The following is a 12,196-nucleotide window of genomic DNA, read 5'->3' on the forward strand; positions in this document are numbered from 1 at the left end:
AGTGACACATGTTAAAGCACTCTTTGTGCTATATCGAGGTAATTATCGCTCGGCTTGATAAGCCTGACTCAAGACTCACTTCAATAACAGGGGTTGGCTCTGCCACCAGCTTCTCTCCGCTCCAGTAGTCGTACCAATAGACAGGTTGATCCGCAGTTAAAGTGATGTCACGTGCCGCTTGCTGATAATTAAACAGACAGTGTAATTCGTTTCTCTCTGTCAAAGGTAAATAGGCGTGATGGAGATTTAACGCAGTAAAGCGCGCCGCTTCCTGACAGTGTTTGTGCCTTAGCAGCAGTTTACTTAACGAACGTTGAGCAAACGGGGTCAGTTCGGTTAATGGATCGCCCGATAGCAATAGGCCCCCAGAGGCGAGTAGAACGTCACGGTGGAATTGGTAACTTTGTCTTTCTGCGGCTTGATTAGCAAGAGAAACAAACGTGGCACAATCTGGATCACACTGCCAAAGCTTGCGGTGCTGCCAACTGCGATAGAAAGTCTCTTTGGCGATCTGTTCAAAGCGACGTTCGTTCCTCTCAACATCATCAGAGACCCGCATCGCGTCCACCAGACCAATAGATGGCCACATCGGCGCGTTGCAGCCTAAGATCAAACCATCACCCACGCCTTCTGCAATCGCTTCCATCCCAAGACGATAAGCTTCCACACCAGTGACTCCGCTTTGGCTTCTTTTGCCTTTGAGCGTGCCCCAATAGTTTGCATCAAGCTTAAACAGTTCTACTCCCCATTCCTCTCTCATCACTTTAACAACATGGGTCAAGTGCACCTGAACCTCTGGGTGAGTCGTATCGAGAATGTACCAAGGCGTACATCGCCAACCAGCATAGGTTACATCATCGGCTTTGAGCAGGCTGTTATCTTGATGGCGTACAAACCAATCAGGGTGGTTTTTGAAAACCTCTGACTCAGGCTGAGCAATAAAAGGAGCTAACCAGATTGCTGGTTTTTTCCCAGCCGATTTAATCCGAGCAATAACGTTTTTAATTCCCGACGGAAACTTGTCAGAAGGGGTTAGCCAATCTCCCATAAAAGCCTGATACCCATCATCAAGCAAAACGTAATCCAGTTGAGCAAGTTTGCCCTGCATCTTTTCTAGATTGTCGTAGATATTTTGTTGGTTCACTTCCGCATAGTAGGCATACCAAGAACACCAGCCGATAGGCGAAGGTTTTGTCACGCCAGGCCTTGGAGTGTGATGCTGTGCAATCAAATCGGTAAAGTCACTATATAGACGAGACAGTGATTCGCCTTGTAAGCAGACAAGAGACTCTAACTGATTGCTCGCCCAATCCAATGGATAAGTGTTTTCTCCATCCAAATACGCATTGATCATCAGACCACTTTCAGACTCTTCGATCTCAAAATAGCCCGCAAAGCGGTGGCATGACGTAAAGCCAAACAAGTTGTAGCCCAGAGAATCTTCAATCACCAAATAGTTGTAATAACGTTTATTGGCACTGCTCGGGTAGATACGGTAGCTAAGGCTATTATCAGGACAACGTCCAATGTCGAGTGGCTCATCGACCGTCCCCGTGGTTTGCGCCAGCATTTGAAAGCCGTCCCCGAGCAATACAGCGCTGCGCTCAAAATTGAATTCCGTCTGACACAGTAAGAACCGTTGATCAAACTTGTCATTGCTCAGACCTTGGAAAGAGAATGAAAGCTGGTTTTTATCTTGGGTGATTTGAATTTGGTAACTTGGGACTAGGACTTTGCGACCATTGGCAAGTTCTAACTGCTGGGCCATATCAATACTCTGAACAAAACTGGAACCCGTCCATTACAGCACTCGCCTATTTTATTGTCCATTTCATCAACAGTACAAAAGCGTACTCTCATCACGTTTCAGATTTTTATCGCTTTAGTCCAGGTTTCAAATAGGCACGCATTTTTTAGTGAATTCACTGCTTAATGTGCCTTTTGGGAAACGAAACAGCCCTCCATCTCCGGAGGGCAAAAAGGCAGTGGATTATTGCGCAAAGCGTCCTGCTTTATAACAAACGGCCTGCAATGCAGGCCGAAAAAGTAAGAGCCTAAACTTGATTAGAAGTCGTAAGCAACTTTGAAGAACGCTTCTAGATCATCGTTGCCGTTTTCGTCAGTTAGGTCAACTTTGAAATCGACTAGCGTAGAAAGTTTGTTAGTGATTTGGTAAGACGCACCGAAGTTAGTGTACTGCGTATCGAAGTCATTCGCTGCGTAACCTTCTTGGTGTGCGTAGCCGATTGCTAGGTACAGTTTATCCATAGTGTAGCCAGCAGATGCGCTGTATAGCATTGAGTCGTCGCCGTTGAATTTTTCATGTTGAGCAACGTTAGCACCAATCGCGATATCACCAAAGTTAACCACACCATTAACTAGCATGATTTGCTCGATGCCGTCTTTGCTGTTTTTCTCGTCGTTGTTTTCGTAACCAGCGTTAACTTGGAACTTGTCGTTTTGGTAACCAACGTAGCCGTTAAAGCCTTTTTGACCAGTCGCGTCTGCTTCGCGGTCACCGTAGTAAGAAATCGCGTATTTGAAGCCTTCTTTGATACCTTCAAACTTAACCACTTGGTTTACATCTGAAGCATCAGAAGCTGAAGCGCCGAATTCGATTGTTAGGTCAGCAGCACCGTCAACTGCATCTAGCGCAGAATCATTTGCGTAACCGATAGTCGCAACACCAAAACCAGTTTTGTAACCAACCCAAGCGTCGATTACAGTGAATTTAGCGTCCATAGAAGAGTAGTTATCAGCTAGGTCAAATTCACCCGCGAACTGACCAAGAACGTTACCTTTCTGGTAGTTTACGAATAGGTCAAAACCCGTTACGCCACCGTTGTAAAATTCTTCTTTTTCAGCACCATCTTTACGACCTTCTTGGTAGTAACCACCAACGGCTACTTGACCACCTACAGAGAACTCGTCACCAGATAGGATAAGGTCGATGATTGATTCACGTGCACGCTCAGATACATCTTGGTTTACATCGTTTGCGATCGCTGAACCAGCAACAAGAGAAAGTGCTACTGCTAATACTGTCTTTTTCATTTTTATTTGTTCCTATATATTTTTATTTATGAGCGTCATACACCATCTGCTCGCTCTGATGGCAGAAACTATTCGCCCTACTGATAATTAACAAATAAAACAATCGAAAAAGAACTAAGAAATCATAATGCGCAATCGATAAAAACCTAACAAAAGCTAAAAACAGCTCACCTTTTCGCCATTAATGGTGATTAATTTAGATAAAGATCACAATAATTGTGAGTTTTTATCTAAACACTTTAAAAACCAATGAGTTAATAAAGTTCAAAATAATTAATTCATTTTCTCAGCCAATGAGACAATCAAGAAAAACTCTTTCGCTTGACATGCGTCGACTAAACTCAAAGTACAGTCAATAAAGAGTAACCCTTTTGTTTACAAGTCGCCTTAAGATCACCGTTTGCATCACATTGAGTCTATGGGCAAGCTCCACTGCGGCAGAGACCTTGCATGCAGCCCAAACAGCTTGGCCTCCATTTATCATGGATTCTCCCATTGGCAAAGGCATCGCCCATGACATGGTCGTTAATGCGCTCACCTCTTCAGGTTACACAGTCCAATTTACCGAGAAACCTTGGGCAAGAATTCTTAAAGAGACCATCAAAGGCAAAAACGACGTCATTATCGCAATATGGAAAACGGAAGAGCGAGAAAAGACCTTTCTGTTTACGCAACCTTACATGTATAACCAAATGGCCGTTGTTTCGTTACGAAAGAGCAACTTCAAGTTCAAGTCCTTAGAGAGCTTTAAAGATAAGCGCGTTGCTCTGATTAACGGCTACGCCTATGCGGGAAGCCTACTTGAGTATGACCAAATGAAGCCAGTTGTATCGATCGACCTTCCGAACAGCATTCGCCTTGTTCTGACAGAAAGAGCCGATGCTTTGGTTACCGATGAAGTGGTAGGAGAATGGACGATTAAAGAAATGGGGATTGATAGAGGGCAACTCGCTTTTAGCGACGTCTACCTCGACTCGACACCCTTGTACGCTGCGGTGCGCAAGAGCCACCCACAAGCGGAACAAATCGTCGAGGTACTGAACAAATTCTTCGACCAACAAGCCGCACAAGAATTGCAGAGCCTAAAAACGCGCTACGGACTAAACAGTAAGCGCTAAATGTCAAAAAACGAGCAAAAAAAATACCAGCCTGTTGGCTGGTATTTTTTATCTCTTCGACGTGATTAAGCCACTTCGATTGGACCACCGAATGAGGTAACTGGCGGTACTTTGCCAGTGAACTTCTCAAAGTCTACGATACATGTGTTCGCAGATGTTGCCTGAGCAAGCTCAGATGAGCCGATGTCCATGGTCAATGTGTTTGGATCGCCGTAAGTACAGATTGCGCCCTCTTTCTCGTTCAGAGGACCATACCAAGCACCTTCTTCGATACGAACAACACCACGAGGGTAGCTATCTGTAACAACCGCACCCGCTAACAGTTGGCCACGGTCGTTGAATACACGAACTAAATCGCCATCTTTAATGCCTTTTGCTTTCGCATCGGCAGGATTGATGTAGATAGGTTCACGACCTTGAACCGCGTAAGTCGCACGGAACTCTTCCGATTCACACATCTGAGAGTGAAGACGCTTATCTGGGTGACACGATTGTAGCCAGTACGGGTGTTTGTCTGAACCTGGACCGCCGTGAGAACGCTCTGTCTTCTCGAACCACATTGGGTGCTCTTGACAGTGTTCATAACCGTAACGACCGATCTTACGAGAAGTAATCTCTAGGAAACCTGACGGTGTACCTAGAGGGTTGAGCTCCGGATCTTTACGGAAATCTGCGTGACGAACCCAAGGCTGACCTTCACCAAAGTCGAGTACGCTCTTCTCCCAGAACTCTGCAAATTCTGGCATTTCGAACTTACCTTTGTTGGCATCACGACAATCGTTGTAAAGGCTCTCAATCCACTCCATTTCGCTCATGCCACGAGTGTACTCCTCACGGCGACCAAAACGTTGAGTCAGCTCACTCATGATTTGGAAGTCAGGCTTAGATTGGAACAGAGGATCCACTAAGCGGTGCATGGCAATCAGACCTTTGCTTGAGTATGAACCGTACACGTCGATGTCGTTACGTTCCCACTGCGTACAAGCAGGTAGCACGATATCTGAGAAACGACACGTTGCTGTCCAAGCAAACTCAATCGTTACCACAGTTTGAAGCTTTTTGAATGCTTTCTTCATGCGGTTGCGATCTTGGTGGTGGTGCCAAGGGTTGTTACCCGAAATCACCATCATCTTGAAGTCTGGTAGCTTAACTTTACTGCCGTTGTAATTGATCTCTTTACCTGGTTCTAGTAGACAGTCGATCCAACGCGCAACCGGAATAGTACGGCTGTAACCATTGAAGTCGTTGTTGTCCCATTTCGGTTTCATACCTTGGTCAAGGTTACGTGGGAAACCACCAGGGCCAGCAAAACCAGTCGAAGGTACACCGATACTTGAGTAGTGGTGACCGTAAGAGATACCGCCGCCAGGTAGACCGATTTGACCGACCATAGCGGCAACAACAGCCGCTGCCCAGTATGGCTGCTCACCGTGTTGTTGACGTTGAATACACCAACCCATAAGGATCTGAGTACGACCATTAACCAGCATACGAGCAAATTCGCGAATCTTGTCTGCTTTAACGCCACAGATTTCCGCTGCCCATTCAGGCGTCTTGACAACTTTATCTTTTGTCTCACCCTGAACGTACTGAATAAACTCGTTGAAACCTAGACAGTAAGTCTCAATGAACTTCTTGTCATAAAGGTTTTCGTTGTAAAGCACGTGCGCTACAGCCAGCATGAATGCAACGTCTGTCATCGGGTTGATGTACAGGTGGTCGTTTTCTAGGTAACGCTGAGTCTTGTTCTTAACTGGGTCAACAGACAGAACGTTGATCTCACCTTTAGCGACTTTTTCTTTCAATTGAGCGAGGTACTTGTACGACTCGTGAGTCTCACAGTTCCAACCTACTTGGAGGTTTTTCACTGGGTCATTTGCCCACAAGATGATGTTGTCAGAGTTATCTAAAATCTCTGACCAAGATGTACCTTGCGCGTATACCTCGGTAGAACCTAGAACGTATGGCAGAATGGTTTGACCTGCACCTGTAGAGTAGTCACCCACTTTAGTGATGAAGTTACCATGCATGCCAACCGCACGTTGCATGTGTGCTGTACAGTTGTTGAACGAACCAGTTTGGTTCCAACCCGTTTGACCCGCGTGTAAAGCCCATGGACCGTAGTCTTTCTGTACGCGCTCTAGCTCACGGTAGAACAAGTCTAACGCTTCGTCCCAAGTCACTCGAATAAAACGGTTATTACCGCGTGTCTCCGCACTGTATTTGTGCTTCTTCAACCAATCTAGACGTACCATTGGGTAACGCACACGTGATGGGCTGTAGAGAATGCCTTTGATACCGTTAAGCATCTCTGTTGGGTTCTTATCTAACTCTAGCGGCTTGATCTCTTGAACTTTACCCGCGTAGATGTGGGCGCGGAACGCGCCCCAGTGTGAACCTGTTACTTTCCAAGTACCTACGGTCTCAGCTGCGTTTGCAGAAGCAGACGCTAATAAGCTCGGACCGATTACTGACGCCGCACTTGTCGTTGCAACGCCTTTAAGAAAACTTCTTCGTGTAATAGCCATTTAAATTACTCCATCCGACGCTTATTAGTGGTGACCTTCAGCATAATCTGAAGAGTGCTTCTGTAGATATTTCAGGATAAGTGCTTCGCTATCTGTATCCAAGTTAACGAACGCTAGCATACCGTCGAACATACCAGGCCATGTGTTGGCATCAAAGTGCGCTTCAGCTGGCTGTGTATGACAGACTGAACAGTTTGTCTTGTACGCTTCCTTCGATTTTTCCCACACTGGAGTGATATCGTTCAGCATAGATTCTTTCTTGATCCATACTTTCGCAGCCACTTTCTCCCAAGGAAGACCCGTTAGCTCGTCTACTCGCTTCTCACCTGTTGTCACCACGTTGCTGTCAGTTGATGCTTCTTTAAGAAGTGAAGCCACCGCAATGTTTTTGCCGAAATCTTCTTGAATCACGCGACCAAAGCCTTTCGCTTTGCGCCAGCCATCGATTTCGATTTCAGCAAAGTCACCTTTGTCTGCAATCACTTTTACCGTAGATGCAGGGTTTAGTAGACCCGCTTCTTGAGTACCTTCAGCATCGAAGTACACTGGCAAGTGACGAACACTCACTAGTGACTGACCAACACCATAGTTGGTATTTGATGCCAATGCTTCTAAATCACCAACGATACCGCCAATGCTGTCCATACCTGCTGGTAGTTTGTGGGCAATACCTTTATGACAGTCAACACAACTTTGATCTTTTTCTGCTGCTTGTTTCATCTGGATACGTGCAGTCGGAGACATTTGCTCGAAGTCCATCGATTCGTAGTTGTGACAGTTTTTACACTCTAGCGATTTGTTCGCAGAGAAACGATCCCACTCGTGCTTAGCAAGCTCAATACGACGCTCCTCGAATACTCCTGGTTCATCGTAGTTACCAAATACCTGAGCGAACACTTCTTTTGAAGCCTGCATCTTACGAGCGATTTTGTCAGTCCAGTTATGTGGTACGTGGCAGTCTGGACAAGTCGCGCGAACACCAGAGTGGTTTTTCCAGTGAACGGTTTCTTGAAGCTCTACGTATACGTTGTCACGCATGGTGTGGCAACTGACACAGAACTCTTCAGTGTTAGTCGCTTCCAAAGCAGTGTTAAAGCCACCCCAGAAGATAACACCCGCAATAAAGCCGCCCATAGTCAGCACACCTAGGCTGATATGAACTGCAGGGCGTGTCATGGTACGCCACAGTTTAATGATCAATGATTTCATGTTTTGCTCTCTTAAAATCTTTTTAAAAATGTGGAATTGAGCTCATTGGCCTACATGCCATGAGCACCTGGAGGACCCATAAAGAATACTTGCAGCATCCACACTAGGAATCCGTAACCGCCTACGAACGCCACACTTAAAACAGGGAAGAGAACAACCGCGATGAAGAGGAATGACTTCCACTCCAGAGAGCGTTTTTCACCACTCTCGATTTTATTAACATCACTCATACATTTGCCTATTTTGTATCTAGTGTTATTGGTTAGCTCTATCGAATAAGCTAAAGTTTTTTTACAATCTCTAAAGAGAAATGTTAGACCATACTCTTAGTAGGGTTCAATCAATTCCGGACGTTCTGCCCTTGTTATCCAACACTTTTTTGAGCTCATCCAGAGTTGTGTTTAATTGCATTCTGATGTGTCAATATACGCCTAAATGTGAAGAATTGTTAATAGTGAATAAGCTGTTAAAACCACCCATTACGCGCATCATTTGGATAACATTTATTAACATATACCACTTTAGAGGCACACAACTATCGTGCTAATTTTAGCCCATTTGTAACGGTAATGTAGCTAAAATGAGTGCTTTTTCTTATGTTTACCGAATTCAAGACAAGGTGAGGCTGTTCTGTAGTCTGATAAACTAGCGACGGACTAATTGAGGGAAAATTATGGACAGTGTTATAGACATAGATTGGCTGGTTTTGGCGATATTCTTCAGCTTGCTAGCTGTCCCACTACTTTGCGATCGCTACTACCAGCTTGATCTAGGAAAGGATATTTTCATCAGTGTAGCACGTATGACATTGCAGCTTATACTGGTCGGCATCTATCTAGAATACTTATTTACTATCAATAGCTTAATTGTAAATTTACTTTGGCTGATACTGATGTTGCTCATTGGTTCCAGTGCCATCATTAGCAAAGCCAAATTGCCCGCCTCTAGGCTCATGCTGCCCATCACAACAGGTTTGGTTGTGGGGCTTTTGCCGATACTTTCAATTATCACGTTATTAGTCATCAAACCCATGCCGCTGTTTAATGCTCAATATTTAATTCCCCTTGCAGGTATGCTTTTGGGTAACTCTATGAGTGGTAATATCGTCTCTATGCAGACCTTTTTCTCAGGGCTCGAAACTCGTCGCAGTGAATACGAAGCCGCGTTGTCTTTAGGTGCATCCCCATATTACGCCACTCAACCCTTTGTGCGTGATGCGATTCGTCGTTCACTCTCTCCGACCATTGCCACAATGGCTACGACAGGTTTGGTTACCCTACCGGGAATGATGACTGGGCAAATTTTAGGCGGCGCAAGTCCTATTATCGCCATTAAATATCAGTTAATGATCATGGTTGCGATCTTTGTGATGATGACGGTTTCTATCGTCTCTGCGCTCAAGCTGACGGTGAGAAACTGTATTAGCAAGGAAGGACGTATACTGGTTCACATCCCATCTACTAAATGATCTCGTAAGTTGTCTCAATGGGATTTTAGATCTTATCCACAGATTCTGTGGATAACCGTGGTGATACATCCATTACAACTGGTCTATCCAGAGCTTACAGAGAGGTCAATAAAAAAATTTCTTTGCATTCATGCGCATAAAATTTAATTCACGCAACGTAATAATCTTGTCATCTGACCCACTTAGGTTGTCACTCAGGACTTACTAGAGGGATAAAGTAATGTATTTCAATGGCAGTGACGCTACCAATACTGATAGCGAGAATAGTGATTTTCGTGACTGGCTAAAAGATGAGCCAAGAGAGATTCAGGCGTTAGATGAATGGCTCGGTATCGAATATCGATAAGCGGTTTTGCTACTAAAAAAGGCTCACAAATGTGAGCCTTATATCAAGAGATATGCGGTTAGTCTCTTAGATAGATCAACCAGTACCACATTCCGACAAACACTCCGCCGCCAATAATGTTACCTAGTGTCACTGGAATTAGGTTGTTAGTAATAAAATCGATCATGTTCAGGTCGGCATAATCAGCAATATTCGCCCCCGTCATCTGCCAAAACTCAGCTGGCGCAAAATACTTGATGCCGATAGCCATTGGCACTTGGAACATGTTCGCAATACAGTGTTCAAATCCGGCAGATACGAACATCGCGACAGGTAAAATCATCACTGCAATCTTGTCGGTAAGTGTACGTCCACTAAAGGTCATCCATACAGCGACACAGACTAGTACGTTACACATTACCCCCAAAGCAACAGCGGATAAAAACGTGTGATGTAGCTTATGCTGGGAAATCGCCATTGCGTTAAGACCAACCTGCCCATGGTCAAACATGTACTGTTTGGTCATCAACATACAAACAACAAGCAACAAGGCACCAATAAGATTTCCACCGTAGACAACCAGCCAGTTTTTAAACAGCATTTTCCACGTAATCTTGCCACTGGCACGCGCCACTAAGGTCAAAACAGAACTGGTAAACAGCTCCCCACCCGTCACCACCACAAGGATCAGACCTAAGCTGAAGGCAAGGCCACCCAGCAGGCGTGTGATGCCCCAAGGCAGGTCACCTGCACCTGTCGTTACTATGGTATAGAACACAAATGCGATACCAATATGGATACCTGCGGAGATCGCCAATAGGAATGATTTAACAGGGTCTTTGGTTGCTTTGCCTACGCCAATTTCTGCCGCACGCTCAGCCATTTGAGGAGGTAATAATGAATCAAACTGATTGAGATTTATCATCGGGAAACATTTTGCAACATATGGGTTAGTGGGCGCGGATAATTACGTGAATTGTGATCAAATTCAAGCGTTAAATCATTCAAGTAGACAAAATCTTTTTCACCTCATGAAAACTAAGGCTAATACAAAGATAAATTTAGATAAATGCTCATTAAATCAATTGAAAATAGCATTAAAAATCAATAATTTAAATATCAATTACTACTAAAGTAGAGCGCTGATTATTGTTTTAGTTTGAATATTCATAATAACAAACTTTATTATGCTTGTTGGCTATTAGACATTAGTATACTGACCCATTTCGCCATAACTTAAATCCCTAACATTAGGGAGATTGCCCCTAATAATGACAAGCCAATATTCCGCTTAGCAGATAATTCTTTGATTCTGGTCTAGTCTCTCTTCGATTGCACAGCAGATAACCAATTTCGTTCTATCCTGTTGTTAAAGTAAGGCTTGGATAACATTTCTCAACTCATTGAGTTGCCGATTCACATCATCCTGATTACCTTGAATCCAGTACGTTCGATAAGGAATTAAATATGAAATTTACGCCTGACCATATGGCTGAACTTAATCTCTTGCTTCAGTTTGATATCAGTAGTGCTGCAACCGGTATTAAAGTTCACCATGACGCTTCTAAAGAGATGCAGGCGGCTGTACAGCGCCTATATGAGAAAGGGTTGTGCACACTTCCTGATGGTGGCTACTTAACTGACGAAGGTATTGAAATGGCTGAGCACGCAGACAAAGCTCTGCGCGTACTTTCTAGTTAGTTTCTTGCATCCCTTGATCTGAGGCAGGCAATGTGACCCCAAGTAGTTGGATTTGGTTATGTTGTTCTATGATTGCCTCAACATCGATCTTCTCTAGACCTTGATTGAAAATAGCACGCCAGTTGTTCCCTTCTGGCGTGTTTTTGAATGCAAGATAGAGTAACTTACTCTCCAACATCCTACTGTTCATCCTAATCATCTTCGACAGCATCTTCTTACGCGGGTCGATACGGATTAAATAATCTAAAACGTTCGCGTCAATGACTGCGGCATCTAATCGTCCCTTAGCCACTTTGTGGATATTGACAGTGTCATTGGCAGAGGCTTCGACCTGAATTAAACCTTGACTGACCATGCCATCAAACTGTTTTGTGTTGATGTACCCTTGAACCACTCCAATTCGCAACATCTGTAACTCTTCAAGTTGGCTCCAAGAGATAGGTCTGTTAACATTCTCCACCAGCCCTAATGGCCCACTACCTATCGGGTCAGAAAAGACAAACTCACTGGTTTCAAAATAATACTCAGGAAAATAGCCAATATACTGATCTTTTTTTGATGCTAAAGCGACAGTCCGTACCCAAGGTTTAAATTCAACCACCAGCTCATACCCCATCGCAGAAAAAGCGGCTCGGGCAATGGCCACTGAGAATCCATTGTCAGACAATGACTCACCAGAATATGGCGGCCAGTCTAGCGACGTCATATAAACCCTCGGTGCGGGTTGAACCGCCAAGGAATAGAGTAACAGACAGGTTAGGAGCAGCCACTTCATACTTATCTAGGTCTCCAC

Annotated in this window: 11 protein-coding genes; 4 read left to right on the plus strand and 7 right to left on the minus strand. The window is 44.5% G+C overall.

From position 1 onward, the window contains the following. Positions 1 to 28: 28 nt before the first annotated feature. Both ACQEXT_RS06855 and ACQEXT_RS06860 read right to left on the minus strand, forming a co-directional pair. Positions 29 to 1,768 carry a glycoside hydrolase family 36 protein gene (locus ACQEXT_RS06855; RefSeq protein WP_426951208.1) on the minus strand — a complete coding sequence of 580 codons (1,740 nt, stop codon included), beginning with the start codon at positions 1,766 to 1,768 and terminating at the stop codon, positions 29 to 31. A gap of 296 nt (positions 1,769 to 2,064) precedes the next feature. Continuing rightward, positions 2,065 to 3,054: a porin gene (locus ACQEXT_RS06860; protein ID WP_426951210.1), complete on the minus strand. Its 990-nt coding sequence runs from the start codon at positions 3,052 to 3,054 to the stop codon at positions 2,065 to 2,067. Positions 3,055 to 3,425: 371 nt separating this feature from the next. Between ACQEXT_RS06860 and ACQEXT_RS06865 the strand changes: the two genes are divergently transcribed. Further along, a complete protein-coding gene (locus tag ACQEXT_RS06865; RefSeq protein WP_426951212.1) occupies positions 3,426 to 4,172 on the plus strand; it encodes a substrate-binding periplasmic protein in 747 nt (248 codons plus the stop codon). Between the two features lie 65 nt (positions 4,173 to 4,237). Here the strand turns inward: ACQEXT_RS06865 and torA are convergent, their stop codons facing one another. From torA to torE, 3 genes are read right to left on the minus strand one after another with little or no spacing between them, the layout of a single operon-like run. After that, positions 4,238 to 6,700: a trimethylamine-N-oxide reductase TorA gene (torA, locus tag ACQEXT_RS06870; RefSeq protein WP_426951213.1), complete on the minus strand. Its 2,463-nt coding sequence runs from the start codon at positions 6,698 to 6,700 to the stop codon at positions 4,238 to 4,240. Positions 6,701 to 6,724: 24 nt separating this feature from the next. Continuing rightward, positions 6,725 to 7,909: a pentaheme c-type cytochrome TorC gene (torC, locus tag ACQEXT_RS06875; protein WP_138972440.1), complete on the minus strand. Its 1,185-nt coding sequence runs from the start codon at positions 7,907 to 7,909 to the stop codon at positions 6,725 to 6,727. A gap of 50 nt (positions 7,910 to 7,959) precedes the next feature. Beyond that, a complete protein-coding gene (gene torE / locus ACQEXT_RS06880) occupies positions 7,960 to 8,139 on the minus strand; it encodes a trimethylamine N-oxide reductase system protein TorE (protein WP_138972439.1) in 180 nt (59 codons plus the stop codon). Between the two features lie 443 nt (positions 8,140 to 8,582). Here torE and ACQEXT_RS06885 point away from each other — a divergent pair, with 443 nt between their 5' ends. Beyond that, the gene (locus tag ACQEXT_RS06885; RefSeq protein WP_426951214.1) at positions 8,583 to 9,377 is read left to right on the plus strand and encodes an ABC transporter permease; all 795 of its coding nucleotides are present in this window, start codon (positions 8,583 to 8,585) and stop codon (positions 9,375 to 9,377) included. A 220-nt stretch (positions 9,378 to 9,597) separates the two neighbouring features. Continuing rightward, the gene (locus ACQEXT_RS06890) at positions 9,598 to 9,723 is read left to right on the plus strand and encodes a hypothetical protein (RefSeq protein ID WP_331427437.1); all 126 of its coding nucleotides are present in this window, start codon (positions 9,598 to 9,600) and stop codon (positions 9,721 to 9,723) included. A 58-nt stretch (positions 9,724 to 9,781) separates the two neighbouring features. On the opposite strand, the gene focA is transcribed toward ACQEXT_RS06890, so the two are convergent. Then, positions 9,782 to 10,624: a formate transporter FocA gene (focA, locus tag ACQEXT_RS06895; RefSeq protein ID WP_269377350.1), complete on the minus strand. Its 843-nt coding sequence runs from the start codon at positions 10,622 to 10,624 to the stop codon at positions 9,782 to 9,784. Between the two features lie 545 nt (positions 10,625 to 11,169). Here focA and ACQEXT_RS06900 point away from each other — a divergent pair. Then, positions 11,170 to 11,403, plus strand: coding sequence for a TIGR02647 family protein (locus ACQEXT_RS06900; RefSeq protein ID WP_426951215.1), 234 nt, complete (start codon positions 11,170 to 11,172; stop codon positions 11,401 to 11,403). On the opposite strand, the gene ACQEXT_RS06905 is transcribed toward ACQEXT_RS06900, so the two are convergent. After that, positions 11,396 to 12,178: a substrate-binding periplasmic protein gene (locus ACQEXT_RS06905; RefSeq protein WP_426951217.1), complete on the minus strand. Its 783-nt coding sequence runs from the start codon at positions 12,176 to 12,178 to the stop codon at positions 11,396 to 11,398. The genes ACQEXT_RS06900 and ACQEXT_RS06905 overlap by 8 nt on opposite strands. Positions 12,179 to 12,196: the final 18 nt, after the last annotated feature.

It is taken from the genome of Vibrio sp. TRT 29B02 (genome assembly GCF_050113655.1).
Classification (GTDB): Bacteria; Pseudomonadota; Gammaproteobacteria; order Enterobacterales; family Vibrionaceae; genus Vibrio.